The 17,776-nt window shown below is 68.0% G+C and carries 15 protein-coding genes; 14 read left to right on the forward strand and 1 reads right to left on the reverse strand.

The window, feature by feature from the left end:
• Positions 1-322: 322 nt before the first annotated feature.
• The 10 genes from IPK27_04485 (at position 323) to IPK27_04530 (ending at position 11,748) form a co-directional block, all read left to right on the forward strand.
• The gene (locus IPK27_04485; protein ID MBK8066895.1) at positions 323-1,291 is read left to right on the forward strand and encodes a hypothetical protein; all 969 of its coding nucleotides are present in this window, start codon (positions 323-325) and stop codon (positions 1,289-1,291) included.
• Positions 1,292-1,706: 415 nt separating this feature from the next.
• Positions 1,707-2,657 (forward strand): peptidylprolyl isomerase, encoded by a 951-nt coding sequence (locus IPK27_04490; GenBank protein MBK8066896.1) that lies wholly within the window; start codon positions 1,707-1,709, stop codon positions 2,655-2,657.
• 16 nt (positions 2,658-2,673) lie between these two features.
• Entirely contained in the window at positions 2,674-3,435 is a 762-nt protein-coding gene (locus IPK27_04495) for an ABC transporter permease (GenBank protein ID MBK8066897.1), read from the forward strand.
• 68 nt (positions 3,436-3,503) lie between these two features.
• Entirely contained in the window at positions 3,504-4,610 is a 1,107-nt protein-coding gene (locus IPK27_04500) for an ABC transporter ATP-binding protein (protein MBK8066898.1), read from the forward strand.
• Positions 4,610-5,446 carry a glycosyltransferase family 2 protein gene (locus IPK27_04505; protein MBK8066899.1) on the forward strand — a complete coding sequence of 279 codons (837 nt, stop codon included), beginning with the start codon at positions 4,610-4,612 and terminating at the stop codon, positions 5,444-5,446. The genes IPK27_04500 and IPK27_04505 overlap by 1 nt, the downstream gene beginning before the upstream one ends.
• A gap of 61 nt (positions 5,447-5,507) precedes the next feature.
• Positions 5,508-6,413, forward strand: coding sequence for a class I SAM-dependent methyltransferase (locus tag IPK27_04510; GenBank protein MBK8066900.1), 906 nt, complete (start codon positions 5,508-5,510; stop codon positions 6,411-6,413).
• On the forward strand, positions 6,410-8,218 hold the full coding sequence (locus IPK27_04515; protein ID MBK8066901.1) for a hypothetical protein: 1,809 nt from the start codon (positions 6,410-6,412) through the stop codon (positions 8,216-8,218). Before IPK27_04510 ends, IPK27_04515 begins: the two co-directional genes overlap by 4 nt.
• Positions 8,219-8,237: 19 nt before the next feature.
• Complete coding sequence (locus IPK27_04520) at positions 8,238-9,089, forward strand: glycosyltransferase family 2 protein (protein MBK8066902.1); 852 nt, start codon at positions 8,238-8,240, stop codon at positions 9,087-9,089.
• Between the two features lie 44 nt (positions 9,090-9,133).
• The gene (locus IPK27_04525; protein MBK8066903.1) at positions 9,134-11,530 is read left to right on the forward strand and encodes a putative peptide modification system cyclase; all 2,397 of its coding nucleotides are present in this window, start codon (positions 9,134-9,136) and stop codon (positions 11,528-11,530) included.
• 38 nt (positions 11,531-11,568) lie between these two features.
• Positions 11,569-11,748: a hypothetical protein gene (locus IPK27_04530; GenBank protein MBK8066904.1), complete on the forward strand. Its 180-nt coding sequence runs from the start codon at positions 11,569-11,571 to the stop codon at positions 11,746-11,748.
• A gap of 11 nt (positions 11,749-11,759) precedes the next feature.
• Here the strand turns inward: IPK27_04530 and IPK27_04535 are convergent, their stop codons facing one another.
• Positions 11,760-13,862, reverse strand: a complete 2,103-nt coding sequence (locus IPK27_04535; GenBank protein MBK8066905.1) for a hypothetical protein — start codon at positions 13,860-13,862, stop codon at positions 11,760-11,762.
• A gap of 188 nt (positions 13,863-14,050) precedes the next feature.
• Here IPK27_04535 and ftsE point away from each other — a divergent pair, with 188 nt between their 5' ends.
• The 4 genes from ftsE (at position 14,051) to ung (ending at position 17,499) form a co-directional block, all read left to right on the forward strand.
• Positions 14,051-14,743: a cell division ATP-binding protein FtsE gene (gene ftsE, locus IPK27_04540; protein ID MBK8066906.1), complete on the forward strand. Its 693-nt coding sequence runs from the start codon at positions 14,051-14,053 to the stop codon at positions 14,741-14,743.
• Entirely contained in the window at positions 14,727-15,680 is a 954-nt protein-coding gene (locus tag IPK27_04545; protein MBK8066907.1) for an ABC transporter permease, read from the forward strand. The genes ftsE and IPK27_04545 overlap by 17 nt, the downstream gene beginning before the upstream one ends.
• 45 nt (positions 15,681-15,725) lie before the next feature.
• A complete protein-coding gene (locus tag IPK27_04550; GenBank protein MBK8066908.1) occupies positions 15,726-16,571 on the forward strand; it encodes a response regulator in 846 nt (281 codons plus the stop codon).
• A 232-nt stretch (positions 16,572-16,803) separates the two neighbouring features.
• Positions 16,804-17,499 (forward strand): uracil-DNA glycosylase, encoded by a 696-nt coding sequence (gene ung / locus IPK27_04555; GenBank protein MBK8066909.1) that lies wholly within the window; start codon positions 16,804-16,806, stop codon positions 17,497-17,499.
• Positions 17,500-17,776 lie beyond the last annotated feature (277 nt).

Genomic DNA, 17,776 nt, shown 5'->3' on the forward strand with positions numbered 1-17,776 from the left:
TCCCTCTTGCCCGCGCGGGGCGGGGGGGGCCGGGGGGGGCCCCCCCGTGTCCCCCGGGGGGGGGGGGGGCCGCGCCGCCCGCCGCGGGGGGGGGGGGGGGGGTGGGAGGACGGCGAGGGTGATTCCGCCTCCTGTCCGATGTCGATTTTGTAGCCAGCAATTGTTGCGGGCGGGAGGGCCTGCACGCCGTCCGGAACTGGCGCGCGTTAAGCAAAGCAGTCCGTGCGATTGAACGGACTCGATCAAGGGTCTTCCGTGATTGCAGTTTCAGCCAATCGATGGCACTCTCATCCGGATATATTGTCCGCAAGGAGAGACATCGATGTGGTCGCAATTGCCCGCTGCAGCCCAAACGAACAAGCGCCGGATGGCATTGCCCTGGTGGCTGCTCGTTGGCCTGAGCGGTTTTGCCCAGGCGCAAACGGTGTCGCTCGATCAAGTCGCACCGATCGCCTTGACCACATCGTCGGTAGTCAGCGCGGTCCAGATCAACCCGTCGACGGGTAATGTGACGGTGCGCACCAGCAACGGAACCTACAACGCCTGCAGCTTCACGCCACCGCCGGTGCCGACGATCAGCGTCTTTTCCCCTGTCAGTTCCCAGGTGGCGCCGGGAGCCACCATCACCTTGAACTGGACCTCGACAAACACCACAGGATGCACGCCGCAGAACGGTCCCGGGACCATCTGGGCGAGCTTGGGTACGCTGCCGACCAGCGGATCACAGAACCTGACCGCGCCTACCTCAACCGGCACCATTTCTTTTCAGCTGACCTGCACCAACGGAACCCAGAGTGACGTCAAGACGACGCAGGTGACGGTGCAGTCGGGTGGTGGCGAGAGTTGCACTGCAACTTACCCGAACGTGACCTCCGCGGAGTTCAACCAGACCTTCAATACCTGGCCGGCGTTCGGATCGAGTCGCCGTATCTTCGCGCCATTCAATGGCTCCCTCGCCTTCCGCTTCACGGCGACGGCAGTCGCCAACCAGTTCGGAACCTTCGCAACAGTCGGCTTCCCCGGAGACGGAGATGGCTTCGGACAGGCTTCGATCTCGCGCGGTCCCGGCTGCTTCAACGCTGGTCAGCTTGGTCAGAACTGCTTGTCGCCCGTCGCGCGCGAGCCCTCCGTCGGTTGGGCCAACTTCGCCAACCAGTTCAGCTGCGCGCTCACACCCGGTCAGGTCTATTACGTCAATTTGACCTACGGCGGCACCACGACCCCCGGCAGCGGGCCGTATTGCCCGGGTGGCAGTTGCGGCGCCGACGCGCAGAATCAGATCCAGGATTGATCGCCAGGCGGCGCACGCGCCCTGACACGGCCGTGCCAAGATCAAGGGGCGGATGAGGATCCGCCCCTTCGAGGCAACCGTGACTGCCAACCGTGAAGGGGCGGCCGAGTTGCCGGCTGCTGTCGGACAATCTCCGGGCAAGCACTGCGATTCCTGCCAGAGCGCCTTCCGTTGGAGTGATGACACGGCGAATCGGCCGCGGCCAATGCGCAGGCGCCGGTAGAGTCGGCGCCGCATTCGCCTGGCCTTTGCCGCCCCGCGACCCCGGCGCCAGATCTGCAGAAGTGCCAGGCGTCCACGGTCTTGCGCCGCGCCTGATGCAACTTCCCGCCCATTCCGCGGTCCCTTTCAAACCTACTCCCCCAGATCAGACGCGTTCCAGTGCGTCCTTCGACAATTCCTGCGAGATTTGCCCATGTACCTGCTCAAGATCGGCATTGCTGTAATCGGACTGACTTTCCTCCAGGCCGCCCATGCCCAGCTCCCGGCGCTTGCCCCTCCGAAAGTCATCGAGAGTGAGGTGTGCACCGGACCTGCTTGCGTGGTGGCGCGCCGGGGAAGTGCAGAAGTCACCGTCGCCGACATTCAGGCAAAGGCAGACACGCTCGACCCGAAGCAGCGCGATGCCCTGCTGTCGGACCCGAAGAACATCAATCAGCTGATCGAGAAGCTGTTGATCATGCGTCAGATTGCGAACGAGGCTGACCAGGAGGCAATCGCGAAGGACCCGGTTGTTCAAGCCAGATTGCGTCAGGTCGCCGACGAAGTGATCGGTGTCTACCAGCTCGACCAGATTCGTGCGAGCCGCATCAACAGCGACTTCGAGCGGCTGGCGAAGGAGAACTATCTCGCGAACATCGATACGATGAAGACCCCTCGCGAAGTCCGCGTTCGCCACCTCTTGATCGCCAGCAACAAGCGCAGCGACGCTGACGCTCTGGCGCGGGCTCAGGAGCTGGCCAAGGAACTGGCGGGTGCCGACGACCAGAAGTTCCTCGCGGCCGTGATGGAAAACAGCGACGATCCCGGCAAGACCAGCAATGGCGGCATCTACAGTGTGCCGGAGAACAGCACCGAGCTCGATCAGCAGTTCATGCAAGGGGCGCTTGCCCTGACCATGCCCGGACAGATGAGCCAGCCGGTCAAGACTCCGTTCGGCTACCACCTGATCAAACTGCTTGAACAGCGTCCATCGACGACGATCCCCTTCGAAGAGGCCAAGCCGACCATCCTCGCCAAACTGAAGCAGGAGGCACGTCAGCGGGTTACCGTGGAGTATCGGGCCGAACTCATGTCGCGCGGCGAGCTTGAAGTCTTCCCCAAGAATCTCGAGGGCCTGATCTACGGCGAAGAGCCCGCCAAGTAAGTGCTGGACAGGGCTGATGCAACTGCTCGGACACTTCTTCCGCCGAGAGTTCCGCTCGCGCTACCTCGGTAGCATGAGCGGCCTCTTGTGGGCCGTGATGCACCCGGCGCTGCAACTTGCGATGTATGCGCTGGTGTTCGAGCAGATCTTCAAGGCCCGGATTGCGGGCGCCGAAGCACACGGCATGGTGGCCTACATCGGCGTCGGCTTCTGGGCCTGGACCCTGTTCGCGGAATCGAGCAGTCGCGCGGCTACCAGCATCATCGACAATGCATCGCTGATCGGAAAAGTGGCGGTCGGGCCGCACTTGCTCGTGCTCGCCTCGGTGCTGTCATCGGCGGCACTGCACCTGGTCGGCTACGCGGCGGCACTGCTCTTGCTGGCATTGGCGGGCAAGGACATCGACCCGATCGGAGTGCTCATGGCGCTCCCGGTGCTTGCCATGTTGCTCATGTGGACGCTCGGTTTCGCACTTCTGGTTGCGGCAATCCAGGTTTTCGTCCGCGATCTGGCGCAACTGCTGGCGCAGCTGCTTGCGTTCTGGTTCTTCCTCACGCCGGTGCTCTACTCGCGCGCGATGCTGCCCGCAATCGCCCAGCAACTGATGGACTTGAACCCGCTCACCTACTATCCGGAGCGGCTGCGTGGGTTGATCCTGGAGTCCCAATACGCAGTGGGCACCCAGGACCTCGTTGCGTTGTTTACCGCACTGGCGATGCTCGGCGTCGGCGTCTTGGTCTTCTCGCGCCTGCGTCGTCACTTCGAGGACTTCCTGTGAGCGAGATCCTGGTCCGCCTGCAGGGAGTCGGCAAGCGCTATCCGCTGGTGCACCGCAATGCCGATCGCATGCGCGCAATGTTGCGCGTGCTCGCAGGGCGCCGCGGTATCGCCGATGTCCCGGTGTTGCAGGGGGTGGACCTGACGGTCCGTCGCGGTGAGTCGCTCGGCATCATCGGCGAGAACGGCGCGGGCAAGTCGACCCTGTTGAAAGTCCTGACCGGCGTGCTCAACGCCAGCGAGGGCAGTGTCGAGGTCGGCGGCTCGGTTGGCGCGCTGTTGGAACTCGGGGCCGGTTTCCACCCCGAATACACCGGCCGCGAGAACATCGGCACCGCGGCGGCATTGCTCGGCATGAGCACCGAGGAAATCCGGGCCAAGACTGACCAGATCATCGAGTACGCCGACATCGGCCGTTACATCGATGAGCCGATCAAGCACTATTCCACCGGCATGGTCGTGCGGCTTGGCTTTGCCGTGGTTGCCGCGCGCCGCCCGGACCTGCTGATCACCGACGAAGTGCTGGCTGTAGGTGACGAGTCCTTCCAGAAGAAATGCGTGCGCTGGATCGAGGATTACCTCGGGAACGGCGGCACCCTGATGCTGGTCTCGCACAGCATGTACCACGTACAGAAGCTGTGCAGGCACGCGCTCTGGCTGCAACATGGTCGGGTGCAGGGCTACGGCGATGTGTTTGACGTCACCCAGGATTACCTCGCCTACCACGAGCGCAAGACGGCGGCAGAAAGCGAACCCTCAAGAAAGGCGCTCAGTCACGACGGCTATCGCGTCGAACGCGTTGCGCTGAACGACCGCGAGGGACTGACCCCGCTGGTGCTCGCTTCCAGCACGGAGCTTCGGGTAGAGGTGGACGTGTACTCGGCTGACGAGCGTCCGCCGCAACTTGCTTTTGGTCTGACCCGCGCCGACGGAACCGCCGTCTACGGTACCACCAGCGAGATGGACCGCGCGCAACCGCGGCAGGTCGAGGCCCGGCGCTTCCGTTTCGCCCTGGATTTCGACGCCTTGCCGCTGCTGCCGGGCCAGTACACCCTCAAGCTGCATGCGATGGACCCCGAGGGCCTGCGCATGTTCGACACCGAGGTGCGCGAGCTGGTGATCCGTGGCGACAGCCGCGAGTTCGGCATGGTCCGCCTGGCGCATCGCTGGCGCTGATGGCGCAGCCAGTCGCCATCATCATTCCGGTCTACAACGCCGCAGCCCTGCTGCAGCGCTGCCTCGCCGCACTCGATCGCTGCACCGATCCGCAGCAGGCGCGCGTCCTGGTCATCGACGACGCCTCGCCCGACCCGGCCATCGCGCCCCTGCTCGACGCCTGGGCCGCCGCCTCGCCGCTGCGCCCGCGGGTGCAGCGCAATAAGGTCAACCTTGGCTTCGTCGGCACGGTCAATCGTGGCTTTGGCGCAACCCGCGGCGACGCGCTGCTGCTGAACGCCGACACCGAGGTCACGCCCGGCTGGCTCGACCGGATGTCCACCGCGCTGGCAAGCGACCCACGCATCGCCACCGTCACGCCCTTCTCGAACAATGCCGAGATCTGCTCCTGGCCGGAATTCTGCCGCGCCACGCCGGTGCCGCCGGATCCCGAGCGCGTAGCGCGCGCTTTCACGCGGGCACCGCCGCCCGTATACCCGGACCTGCCCACGGCCGTCGGCTTCTGCATGCTGATCCGGCGCGCGGCGCTGGATGCACTGGGCGACTTCGACCAGGCCACTTTCGGCCGCGGCTATGGTGAAGAGAACGATTTCTGCCTGCGCGCCGCCGGCCACGGCTGGCGCAATGTGCTCGCCGACGACTGCTATGTGGTGCACGCGGGCGGCGGCTCCTTCGCGCCGCTCGGGCTGAAACCGGGCGGCGACAACCTGGCGCGCCTGCTCGCGCGCTATCCCCGCTACAATGGCGAGGTCGCCGCCTTCATCCAGGCCGATCCGCTGGCGCCCCGGCGCGCGCAGGTCGCGGCAGCTTACCGCGAGTTGTGCGCCATCGCTTGATCTTCATGTTTTCGCACCCACTGAACTGCATCCGGCGCAGCGTGCCGATGCCCGCGCAACGATGACTCCAGCCGATCCACCCATTCTCCCCTTCACCGGTGAGCGCTTCACGCCCGAGTGCGTGCGCGAGATCTGGTACGAGCACATGCACCGCTACGCCTATGCCGCGCCCTTCGCGCACGGCAAACGCGTGCTCGACGCCGCCTGCGGCGAGGGCTACGGCAGCGCCCTGCTGGCCCAGGCGGGCGCCGAGGTGCTGGGCATCGACATCGATGAGGCCAGCGTCGCACACGCGCGCAGCCGCTACACTGCGGTGCCGAGCCTGCGCTTCGAACAGGCCGACGTCACTGCGCTCGACCACCTGGCGGATGCCGACTTCGATCTGATCGTCTCCTTCGAGACCCTGGAGCACGTGCAGGCGCAGGAACGCATGCTCGCCGGATTCCGCCGCCTGCTGAAGCCGGACGGCATCCTGCTGATCTCCTCGCCGGACAAGCGCACCTACAGCGACGAGCGCGGCTATCACAATGAATTCCACGTCCGCGAGCTCTACCGCGACCAGTTCGAGGCCCTGCTGCGCACCCAGTTCCCGGCCCACCGGCTGTACGCGCAGAAGCTGCTGTTCCAGTCCCTGCTGTGGGATCCGGATCGCGCGCCGACCAGCGCCAGTGCGGCCACCCTGCACGCGGATGGACGGGTGGCGCCGACAGCCGATTACGCGGCACTGTATTTTCTCGCGGTCTGCGCAGCCGACGAACGCCTGCTGCCGCCGGTCGCCGCGCTGCACACCTTCGGCGACGCGTCCGAATCGGTCTACACGCATTACAACGACGAGATCCGCCGGCACATCGCCGCCGGCCACCGCCTGATCGCCCTCGACCAGGAAATCCAGGAACTGCGCGCCCGGCTGGCGCGCGCTGAAGCGCTGCTCGCAGAGCAGGCACACACCCAAGGAAGGAATCCATGAGCGCCGTGCTCCCCCGCCAGAATGCCGACACCCTGTACGCCGCCGACGATGGCATGGTCGCGCCGCTGTCCAGCCAGGAGTGCATGGTCCAGAACCCGCGCACCCAGGAACGCCATGTGATGACCTTCGAGGTCTTCCAGGCGCTCGACCAGTGCAAGAGCTTCGGCACGCTGGAAGATCACCTGAAGGCGATCTACACCGCGCTGCCGAACCTGCGCGGCCAGGAAGAGGCCACCCGCCGCGTGCTCTCCGGCCTGGTCGACCGCGGCCTGCTGCAGAGCGCCGAGCAGATCCTCGGCACCTACGAGGCCACGCCCGGCCGCCGCGCAGCCACGCTGGGGCCGGTGTTCGTGCTCGCCGAGGACCGTCCCGAAGGGCTGGCGCGGGTGATCGACAGCCTGATCAAGTCCGGCGACGCGCACATCGAGCGCCTGCCGATCGTGGTGCTCGACGGCTCGCGCAGCCAGGCTTCGCGTGAGGCCAATCGCCGGGTGGTCGACGAGCGCCGCCGCGATGCCGGCCTGCGCTACCTCGGCAACACCGAACGCGCCGCCTGGGTGGCACGGCTGCAGGGCCAGCTCAAGCCACATGCTGCGGCGCTCGCCTGGCTGCTCGGCGAGGATGAGGCGCCCACTCGCGGCCAACTCTACAACTGGATGCTGCTGCTGGCCGCCGGCCGCCGTGTGCTGATGTTCGACGACCGCCAGTTCCTGCCGCTGCGCGAGATGCCGAATGCCGCCGGCGGCATCGACCTGGTCCACAGCCAGCAGCGCGAGGCCTGGTTCTATACGCCGGACCAGCCGATCCCGGCGCAGGAGATCGATTTCGAGGACAGCCAGCTCGGCCACCTGGCGCAGAACTACCTCGGCGAAAGCCTGGGCCGCTGCATCAGCAAGCCGGGCCGGCTGCACCTGGCAGCCGAAGCGCTGCGCGGCGCCGCATTGCCGGCGATGCGCGCCTTCGATCCGCGCGGGCGTGTCGCGGCCATCGTCCAGGGCAGCGTGGGTTCGATCGAGGCACCGCACAACATCTGGCTGTACCAGCTCGACAAGAACTCGCGCGAGCGATTCTGGTCCAGCCGCGAGGACTACCTGCGCCAGTTCGAAGGGGATGCGGTCTGTCACGGCGTCAATCGCACGCGCGTCAGCCTGACCTCGATCTACCAGCCCTCGGCGCTCGACCTGTCGGTGCTGTCGGGTTTCGCTCTGCCGGGCTGCGGCCCGCGCGTGGGGCCGAGCTATGGCGTGCTCACGCGCTTCTTCGACCCCGAGTCGGTGGTGCTGCACGGCAATGCGGCCATCGGCAACCAATGGCAGCCGCCGCTCAAGCGTTCGGAAGCGGGGCGGCGTCCGTTTACCCCGAACTCGGCCGCCTTCTTCACCGACCACCTGACCGCGCGCGCCGGCGAGTGCCGTGCCAGCGCGCCGTCGGATCGCGCGAACTACCTCGCGGCGCTGATGGACGATTTCGCCGCCAGCAGCAGCGACGCGCTGCAGGCCGAGCTCAACACCTATCTGAGCTACAAGCGTGCGGACCTGGTCGCGGATCTGCAGCGTCGCCTGGAAAACTCCGGAAAGCAGGCGCCGATCTACTGGGAGGCGGACATCCGCGAGATCATCCACGCCACCAGCAAGGAGCTGACCCGCAATGCGGTGCCGCGCCTGGGCGAGTGGCCGGAGACGCTGGACGCCGCCGGCGCCGGCGAACGCCTGCGCAGCGAGACGCGCCAGCTGGCCGCAGCGATCCGCGCCTGGCCGGCTGCCTTCGAGCTGGCGCCGCGGCTCGCCGACTCGCTGCTCGGCTGATCCGGACGGAGCGGCTGCGATGCGCGTCGCCGCAGTCGTCGTCAACTACCACACCGGGCCGCTGCTCGGCGATTGCCTGCGGCGCCTGCTGCGCTGCCCGGAACTGGTGGAAGTGGTGCTGGTCGACAACGGCTCGGCGCCGGGCGAAATTGATGCCCTGCTCGCCGAACTCGGCGACCGCCGCATCCTGCGCCTGGGCCTGCCGCAGAACCCGGGTTTCGCGGTGGCCTGCAATCGCGGCGCGCGCGCCTGCCAGTCGCCGTGGCTGCTGTTCCTCAATCCGGATTGCCTGATCGAGCCGGATACGCTGGAACGGCTTGGCCGCACCGCGCGCCAGCACGAGAAGCTGGCGGTGCTCGGCGCGCTGCTGGTCGACACCCAGGGCCGGCCGGATCCGGCCAGCCTGCGGCGCGATCCGCTGCCGGGCCGCGCGATCGCCACCGCGCTGGGCCTGGACCGCTTCGACGCCATCGATGGCGTGCCGATCCCGATCCCCTTCGGCCAGCAGGAGCCGCGTCAGGGCGACGCGATCTCCGGCGCGCTGATGCTGATCCGGCGCGAGGCCTTCCAGGCCGCGCGCGGCTTCGACGAGGGCTATTTCATGCACGCCGAGGACCTCGACCTGTGCCGGCGCATCCGCGAGCTGGGTTACGAGGTCTGGTGCGACCCGGCAGTGCGCGTGGTGCACGTCAAGGGCGTCTCCAGCCGGCGGCGCCCGCTGCGCGTGGAACTGGCCAAGCACCGCGGGCTGCTGCGCTATTTCGACAAGTTCGACGCGCCGCACACGGTCTGGCCCCTGCGCGTGCTGATCCGCGCCGGGGCCTGGCTGCGCCTGGCGCTGGCGATACTGCGGACGCTGCCCGGGCGCTGAGCGTCGAATCCGCGCCATGCAGGTGTTCGTGGTAGTCTCATTGCATGCCCGACACCCGCGACCTCCAACCCGCCGGTCCGCACGACGCCAGCGGCCAGCCTACGCTGCGCACGCTGTTGCTGCTCGACCTGGCGGACAGCACGGCCTTGGTCGACAAGCTCGGCGACCAGCGGGCGGCCGAACTGGTGCGCCGGCACGACCGGCTCGCGCGTGACCTGCTGCGACGACACCGCGGCCAGGAGATCGACAAGACCGACGGCTTCCTCCTGCTGTTCGAGCGCCCGGTGCAGGCCGTCGCGTTCGCGCTCGAATACCAGCGGCGCCTGAAGGAGCTGGCCCGGCTGGAGCGCGTCGACCTCGCGGCGCGCATCGGGATTCACGTCGGCGAAGTGGTGCTGTGGGAGAACAGCGCCGAGGAAGTTGCGCGCGGTGCCAAGCCGGTCGAGGTCGAAGGCCTGTCCAAGCCGGTTGCGGCGCGGCTCATGGCGCTGGCGCTGCCGGGGCAGATCCTGATGTCGTCGGTGGCTCGCGAGCTGGCCGAGCGCGCCGAAGTCGAGCTGAGCGGAGGGCGTCCGCTGGAATGGCGGGACCATGGCCGCTACCGCCTCAAGGGCGTCAGCGAGGCGCTGTCGGTGCACGAGGTCGGTGAGACCGATACCGCGCACTTCCGCACCCCGCCGGGAAGCTCCAAGGCACAGCGCATCCTGCCCTGGTGGCGACGTCCGCGGGCCATCGCCTTGCAGATCCTGCTTGCGATTGCTGTTGTCGCTGCCGGTGTGTGGGCAGCACTGCGCACCGAGCCGGGAATCGCCTTCGCGGCACGCGACTGGGTGGTGGTGGGGCAGCTGATCAACACCACTCGCGAGGCACTGCTCGAGGACTCCCTCGACATCGCCTTCCGCCAGGGCCTGGCGCAGTCGCGGCACGTGAACGTGCTGACCAGCCAGCAGGTGCGCGAAGCGCTGACGCGGATGAAGCTGGACCCGAACAGCGTGCGCGTGGACCGCAGCGTGGGCACCGAACTGGCGCAGCGCGAAGGCGCGCGCGCCCTGTTGCTGCCGAGTGTCGCCGAGTCCCGCGGCGCCCTGCGCCTGTCCGTCGAAGTGGTCGATCCGCATACCCAGGCGACCGTCTGGGTGGCCAGTGAGATGGCCCACGGGCCGGAGTACCTGCTGCAGGCGATGGACCGGCTGCTCGAAGCCCTGCGTAACCGCCTGGGTGAATCGCTGGAATCGATCGAGAGCAGCTCGGTGCCGCTGATGCAGGCGACGACCTCGAACCTCGAAGCGTTGCGCTTGTACTCGACCGGGGTGAAGCTCTACGACCAGCTCAGGTACGACGCCGCTCGTCGGCTGTTCGAACGCGCCATCGAGCTGGACCCGGAATTCGCCATGGCCCACGCCGGGGTGGCGGCGACCTTCCTGCCGGTTGGCCGCCTGGCCGAAGGAATCCCGCCCGCCCGCCGGGCCGCAGCGCTGCGCGGACGCCTGAGTGCACGCGAGGTGCTGTACGTCGATGCTCTGGTCGCCTGGGCGGAGGACCCGACGGGCGCGGTGGAGCGCTGGCTGGACTACGCCCATGTGTACCCCGATGCCGGCGTCGGTCAGAACAATGCCGCGCTGACCCTGTGGCAGGACCTGAACCGCTGCCAGGAAGCGATTCCGCTGTTCGACCAGGCCTTCCACAGCCGCGACCCCAAGCGCTTCGCGTCGGGCCATGGCAAAGCTTACTGCGAACTCTGGTGCGGTGATGGGGAGGTCGCCGAACGCACCTTCCGCGCAGCGATGCAGGTCAACAGCCGGGCGATCACCCGCGGACTGGTCGACATCTACACCTTTCTCGAACGCTTCGACGAGGCGGAATCGGCGCTTGCGGCGGACCCCGGCGACATCGCCCCGGTGTTCCAGCTGGAAGCCGACGCGCGCCGGGTGACCTGGCTGGCCTATCAGGGGCGGCTGCGCGAGGCCCTGGTCGCCGCCCTTGCACTCGAAGCCAAGGCAGTCTCGATGGAGGTGCCGGGAACGGCAGCGCGGGCGCGCGTGCATGCGGCTGCGCTGCGCATGCACCTTGGGCAGGACGAGGATCTGCGCGCGCTGGCGGCGCCGGAACTGGCCTTGATCGGAACCGAAGCCTCACCGCAGCACGCGGTCCAGTTGCATGTCGCCTTGCTGGCGCTGATGGCCGAGCGCCGCGGCGAGCGCCGGCTGGCCCGTGAGTGGGCGTCACTCATCCGGCAGCAGCCGCCCCAGCGCCACAATGTCGCCGTCGAAGCAATCCTCGCGGTGGTCGACGCGCGCCTGGCTGGCGATCCGGCGGAGGGGTGCAAGGATTGGCACCCGGCGCCAGCCCGCACGAGTATCTGCAGACGCGCGTTGCAGCCGCGGAGCTGGCGCAGGCTGCCGGCGACGACGCCGCAGCTCTGCGCCACCTGCGCTGGATAGACGAGCAGCGAGGACGGGCATTCGCCGAGAACGCGGGCATGTTCGCGACCCAGGTCCTCAATGTGCTGGATGCCAATCGTGCTCTGTTGCTGCAGGTCGAGATGGAGCCCGAGGCGTCCATGCGCGCCCAGCAGCTCGAGCGCCTGCGCCAGCGCTGGCGCAACGCCGATGCGGATCTCCGACAGCAACTGGACGCGCAGCGCGGCGCATCACCCTGAGCCTTGCGGGCTCACCAGGCATCCAGCGTGTGGGTCAGCGCCGCCAGAGGTGCGGCATCGTCGAACAGGGCCAAGGTGCCCTGCGCGAGTTTTTCCCGCAGTTCCAGGCGCCAATCGCGGTCGTTTCCGGCGCGAATCGCGAGGGCGACATACGCCTCGGGCGAACTGGCGATCAATTCGTCCACGCCACAGCGTCGCAACATCGCGGCCGACTGGCGGCTGCGCATCCGGGCCCCGGGCAACGCCACCAGGGGCAGGCCTTGAGCCAACGCATCCAGGCTGGTATTGCCGCCGGAGAAACCGGGGGTGTCCAGCATGATATGGCTGGCGCGGAGCACCGAACGGAAGCGTTCGGGCGCGGTGCGCGGCAGCCATACGAGGTGCTCGTCGACATCCATTCCGTGCGCATCGAAGCAGCGTCGCAGGCGAACACGCGCGCGCGCGCTCAGCGCTGGCGCCCCGTCCTCGAACAGCACGATGCAGGCCCTCCGGTCCGTGGCGGCGATGCGCGCCAGCAACCGGTCGAACTGCGGATGCAGTTTCACTGGTGAATGCGGCGCCAGGTAGACCGGCCGATCCGGCGGCAACCCGAGGTCCGCGAGCGCCACCGGAGGCGCCTGGTCTGGCCGCGGATAGCGGGTGCCCAGCCCGGGCAGCAGGTGCAGGCGCTCGCGATAATGCAGCGCGCCATCCGGCGGCTCCATCTCTGCACAGCTCAGCCAATGATCGATTTCAGGGAGCCCGCTGGTGACCGGATGGCCCCACGCGGCGGCCTGTACCGGCGCCAGGCGCAGGGCCGCGAGCGGGTGGATGCGCGGCGACAGGCCGATTTCCGGGTACAGGATCAGGGCAGGCGCGCGGTCCCGCAGTGCCGCGACAGCACTCGACAATGGTCCTTCCAGGTGGTGGAAACGCGAGGCCTCCGCGGCCAGGGCATGGGTCGTGGCATCCGCAGTGCTCCCCAGGTGAAACAGCTCGACCTCCCAGCCGGCGGCGCGCAGCGCGCCGATCCAGGGACCGAAGTAGGCGCTGATCGTGCCCAGGCTCCAGCGCGCGGAGACCAGTGCGATGCGCCTGCCGACCGGATCGCGCACAGCGCCGTCGGGCGCGAGCGCCTGGGCGGCGGCGGTGTACCAGTCACCGAAGGCGCAGGCCAGGGGATGGTCATCCTCACCCTGGTAGGCCAGGGCGTAGTGGCTGTGGGCCAGGTCGTCGAGCGTGGCATCGCCCCCGCGCAGGCGCTCGGCAGGCCACTCGCGCGCCAACTGGTCGATGCCCGAGGCAAATGCCGCTCGCGCATGCGCAATCTCGTCGGTGTCGGCAGGGACCGGTGGCAACCCGAGTGCCCCCAGCAGGGCCGCCGCGAGGCGGCTGCCATCGCCGCCGGCGCGACCTGCCACCTGCGCTGCGGTGGCCCGCGCGGCGATAGCGTCGCCGCTGCCGGCCTGGGCCTGCGCGATGCGCAGCAGCAGCGGTGCATCGGCCTGCGGCAATGCGCGTGCGAAGGCCTGCGCCGCGCGCGCGGAATCGCCGAGCAGGTCCCATTCGGCGCCGACCGCAGCCGCGAGTTCGGGCGCGAGCGGCTGGCTTTCGAAGCTGGCCAGCGCCGCGCGTGCCGCGTCCGGCGCACCGCGCACGCGTTCGCAGATCGCCCACTTGAGTCGTGCCTCGCTGCGCGTCGGGTCGAGCGCCGCGGCGCGCGCGAACCCACGCGCGGCGAATTCGAAGTCGTTGCGCGCCTGCGCCCGCGCCGCCAGGTTGAAGCAGGCGAGCGCATTGCGTTCGTCCAGCGCCAGCGCCTCGCGGTAATGCGCCTCGGCGCCGATCGCGTCGCCGGCCTGCAGCGCGCTGGAGCCGAGGTTGTTCAGGGCCATCGACAGCGCCGCGCGGATGCCCGCGTGCGCCGGCAGCGCGGCGTGCAGCCAGCGGAACTGCGCCGCCGCCTCGGCGTGATCGCCAAGTTGCATCGCCGCATTCGCCAGCACAGCGCGTGCGCGCACCGCCAGCGCGCGGTCGCCGGTGTGCGGCGCCGCCATCTCGCGCGCCCGCACCCATTGGCCCGCACGCAGCAGTTGTTCGGCGGCAGCAACGGCGTTGACGGCGGGGGTGTGCATGCGCCGCAGCATAGCCGCGGGAGAAGCGGGTGTTGGTGTTGGTTGTAGGTGTTGGTTAGAGCGGCTGACCGCCAGGTTTCGGGTGCGTGCTCTTACCAACACCAATACCAACAACCAACACCAGCATTCCCGGTGCGCCTTCCGCATAATCGGGGTCGACTGACGAATGCCACGCCGCCCACCGCCCCATGTCGATCCGCTTCGAAATGGTCAGCAAGCGCTACGCCGAAGGGCGCGAGGCGCTGGTGGATATCGGTTTCGAGATCGGCTACGGCGAGATGGTCTACATCACCGGCCATTCCGGCGCCGGCAAGAGCACGCTGCTGAAGTTGCTGGCGCTGATCGAGCGCCCGAGCGAAGGCCATATCGAGGTTTTCAGCAAGCGCCTGGCGGACATCCGCCGGCGTGGCCTGCCGGCCTATCGGCGGCGCCTGGGGCTGGTGTTCCAGGATCATCGGTTATTGCTCGATCGCAACGCCTATGACAACGTCGCGCTGCCGATGCGGCTGGATGGCGTCGCAGAGCCCGAGATTGCCCTGCGCGTGCCGCGTGCGCTGGAACAGGTAGGCCTGGGTGGGCGCGAATCGGCCTTGCCGGCCGAGTTGTCGACCGGCGAGCAGCAGCGCCTGGGCATCGCCCGCGCGATGGTCGGCGTGCCCGATTTGCTGCTGGCGGACGAGCCCACCGGCAATCTCGATCCAAAGCTCGCAGCGGAGATCATGCAATTGATGATCTCGCTGAAGGAGCAGGGCACCACGGTGATCATAGCCAGCCACGATTTGCCGCTGATCCAGCGCATGCGCAAGCGCACCCTGGTGCTCGATCGCGGGCGCCTGATCGACGACTTCCGCCCGGAGGACTGGTATGGCCGAGGCGAGTGAGGCGCTGACCCGGCCGCAGGGAGATCGTCGCCGCGCCTGGCTGCGCGCGCACGGCGAGGGATTGCGCGCCGGCCTGCGCCGGCTGTTGCGCGATCCCTTCGGCCAGTTGCTCACCCTCGGCGTGATCGCCGTCGCGCTGGTGCTGCCGGCGCTCGGCTTTCTCGCGCTCGACCAGGTCGACCGCGCCGCGGTGTCCTGGCGCCCGAGCGGGGACCTGACGGTATTCCTCACTGCCGGCGAACCGGTCGAGCGCGCCATCGAGCTATCCGACGCCTTGCAGGGACGCCCGGAGGTCGCCGAGACCGAGGTCAAGAGCGCCGACGATGCGCTCGCTGAACTGCGCGAGATGAGCGACTTCGCAGAGGCGCTCGGCGCGCTCGACGCCAACCCGATGCCGGCGCTGGTGATCGTGCGCCTGACTCCGGCGGGCGTGGCGCGGATCGAAGAGTTCCAGCGCGAACTGGCGGCGCGCAGCGAGGTTGACTGGGTCCAGGTAGACCGCCGCTGGCTGGAGCGACTGGAGACTTTGCTGGACCTTGCGCGCCGCGGGATCCTGTTCGGCGCGGCGATCCTCGCCATCGCCGTGCTGCTGGTGGTCGGCAACACCATCCGGCTGGAGATCTCGCTCAAGCGCGACGAGATCCTGATCCTGAAGCTGCTCGGCGCCAGCGATGGCCATGTGCGACGGCCGTTCCTGTACATCGGCGTCTGGTATGGCATCGTCGGCGGGTTGCTCGCGCTGCTGCTGGTGCACGCCGGGCTGATCGCGGTGCAGCCCGCGGTGGATCGGCTTGCGCTAAGCTACGAGGCTGAGTTTGCGTTGCAGGGGCTCGGGGTGCGCGGCACGGCCATGCTGGTGGCCTATGGCGCACTGCTGGGATGGCTGGGAGCGTGGCTGGCGAGCGCGCGGCATCTGCGCGATGCCGAGCCGCGTTGAGCTTGGGACTGGCGGCGCGCGTCGGGCAGGGAAGGGGAGCCGGGTATGGAAACATCGGTGACGCGACACATCTCCAGCGAGAATCCGCGGGTGATGGTGGTCGACGGCTCGAAGGTGGTCCGCAAGATCATCGAGCAGTTGCTGCACCATGACCTGCCGGGCGTCACCGTGCTGTCCTGCAGCACCGGCGAAGAGGCCAAGGCACACCTGACCGCGGGCGTGGTCGACCTGGTGACCACCGCGCTGCGCCTGCCGGACATGGATGGCCTGGACCTGGCGCGCTACATCCGCGAGCACTCGCCGCAGGCCTATATCCCGATCGTGGTCGTCTCCGGCGATGTGCAGGAGCGGCTGATGAACCGCGACATCACCTCCGATGTCACCGACTACTTCGACAAGTCGCTCGGCCCGCAGGCGCTCAGCACCTTCATCCGCGGCTATATCCGCCCGGAAGGCCAGGTGGCCGGCGAGGTGCTCTACGTCGAGGACTCGCGCGTGGTCGCAGTCGCCACCCGGCGCATGATGGAAAAGCACGGTCTCAAGGTGAACCATGTGGTCAGCGTCGAGGACGCCATCGACATCCTCGACAAGGCGATGGTGGAAGGCCGGATCGGCGCCGACATCATCCTGACCGACGTCTATCTCAAGGGCGGCATGACCGGTGGCGATTTGCTCGAAGTGGTGCGCGGGCGCTTCGCCTACGGCAAGGGCTTGCTCCCGATCCTGGTCATGACCGGCGACGACAACGCCGCCAACCAGACCGCACTGCTGCGCGCCGGCGCCAATGATCTGGTGCAGAAACCCACCGAGGAGCGCCTGCTGATCACCAAGCTGTGCTTCCAGCTGCGCGTCTCACAGGCGCTCAGGGCGCAGAGCGTTCCCACGCCGTAGCGGAGCTTGCTCCGCTGCGACCGTGCCGCCGTAGACCGGAGCTTGCTCTGCTTGGCAGGTGCGAGGTGCCCGCATGTCAGCCGAGCAAGCTCGGCTCTACGTCAGCGAACCACTGTGCAGTCGTAGAGCGGAGCTTGCTCCGCTGCACAACCCGCGAGGCCCGCGCAGTTTCCGGTCCGGCGATGCGCAGTCAGCGTTGCAAACGGTGCCGCTGCGCGCTCTCATGCGCGGCATGACCGAGCCTGCCGACCCCGCTGCGCGCATCCGCCTGGACGAGAGCTGGAAGCAGCGGTTGCTGCCGGAGCTGCTGTCGCCGCAGATGCAGGTGCTGCGGGAGTTCCTGCGCGGCGAGATTGCGGCTGGCAAGGAGATCTATCCGCCACCGAAGCTGATTTTCAACGCGCTCGACCACACGCCCTTCGAGCGGGTGAAGGTGGTGATCCTCGGCCAGGATCCGTACCACGGTCCGGGGCAGGCGCAGGGACTGTGCTTCTCGGTGCCGCCGGGCATCGAGGTGCCGCCGTCGCTGGTCAACATCTATGCCGAGCTCAAGCGCGATCTGGACATCGAGCCGCCAGGACATGGCTGCCTGGTGCCGTGGGCGGATCGCGGCGTGCTGCTATTGAATGCCGTACTCACCGTCGAGCGCGGGCGCGCGGGCTCGCATCAGGGCAAGGGCTGGGAGCGCTTCACCGATCGCATCATCGAGTTGCTCAACGAAGGGCGCGAGGGCCTGGTGTTTTTCCTGTGGGGCGCCTACGCCCAGGCCAAGGGCAAGCTGGTCGACGCCCGCCGCCACCTGGTGCTGCGCGCACCCCATCCCTCGCCGCTGTCCGCCTATCGCGGCTTCATTGGCTGCGGCCATTTCTCGCGCGCCAATGCCTACCTCAAGGCGCGCGGCGGGGCGACGGTGGACTGGCGTATCTGAGCGCTCAAGCGCTGGTGTTGGTGTGGGTTGTTGGTGTTGGTCAAGGCGGGCCTCGCGAGCCGATGGCTACGGCACCTCCTACCCAGGCTTGTCGCGTGCCTCCAGCTGCCTCAACCAACACCAACACCAACACCAACAACCAACACCAACAACCAACACCAGCTACCCACACCAACACCCGTTTGTAAGCACAGTCTGAATCCCGCAGTCCTCAGCGGAACTCCGCACCCTTAGCACTCTCGAAGGGAGAGTGCTAATATCCATCCATCGGGTACGG

It is taken from the genome of Rhodanobacteraceae bacterium (assembly GCA_016713135.1).
GTDB lineage: Bacteria > Pseudomonadota > Gammaproteobacteria > Xanthomonadales > SZUA-5 > JADKFD01.

Bases quoted from the DNA above. Each gene is read 5' to 3' on its own strand.
- IPK27_04530 (MBK8066904.1), top strand. From the start codon at position 11,569: ATGTTCGCGACCCAGGTCCTCAATGTGCTGGATGCCAATCGTGCTCTG.
- IPK27_04485 (MBK8066895.1), top strand. From the start codon at position 323: ATGTGGTCGCAATTGCCCGCTGCAGCCCAAACGAACAAGCGCCGGATG.
- IPK27_04500 (MBK8066898.1), top strand. From the start codon at position 3,504: ATGCGCGCAATGTTGCGCGTGCTCGCAGGGCGCCGCGGTATCGCCGAT.
- IPK27_04545 (MBK8066907.1), top strand. From the start codon at position 14,727: ATGGCCGAGGCGAGTGAGGCGCTGACCCGGCCGCAGGGAGATCGTCGC.
- IPK27_04490 (MBK8066896.1), top strand. From the start codon at position 1,707: ATGTACCTGCTCAAGATCGGCATTGCTGTAATCGGACTGACTTTCCTC.
- IPK27_04535 (MBK8066905.1), bottom strand. From the start codon at position 13,862: ATGCACACCCCCGCCGTCAACGCCGTTGCTGCCGCCGAACAACTGCTG.
- IPK27_04505 (MBK8066899.1), top strand. From the start codon at position 4,610: ATGGCGCAGCCAGTCGCCATCATCATTCCGGTCTACAACGCCGCAGCC.
- IPK27_04510 (MBK8066900.1), top strand. From the start codon at position 5,508: ATGACTCCAGCCGATCCACCCATTCTCCCCTTCACCGGTGAGCGCTTC.
- IPK27_04515 (MBK8066901.1), top strand. From the start codon at position 6,410: ATGAGCGCCGTGCTCCCCCGCCAGAATGCCGACACCCTGTACGCCGCC.
- IPK27_04520 (MBK8066902.1), top strand. From the start codon at position 8,238: ATGCGCGTCGCCGCAGTCGTCGTCAACTACCACACCGGGCCGCTGCTC.
- ftsE (MBK8066906.1), top strand. From the start codon at position 14,051: ATGTCGATCCGCTTCGAAATGGTCAGCAAGCGCTACGCCGAAGGGCGC.
- ung (MBK8066909.1), top strand. From the start codon at position 16,804: ATGACCGAGCCTGCCGACCCCGCTGCGCGCATCCGCCTGGACGAGAGC.
- IPK27_04525 (MBK8066903.1), top strand. From the start codon at position 9,134: ATGCCCGACACCCGCGACCTCCAACCCGCCGGTCCGCACGACGCCAGC.
- IPK27_04495 (MBK8066897.1), top strand. From the start codon at position 2,674: ATGCAACTGCTCGGACACTTCTTCCGCCGAGAGTTCCGCTCGCGCTAC.
- IPK27_04550 (MBK8066908.1), top strand. From the start codon at position 15,726: ATGGAAACATCGGTGACGCGACACATCTCCAGCGAGAATCCGCGGGTG.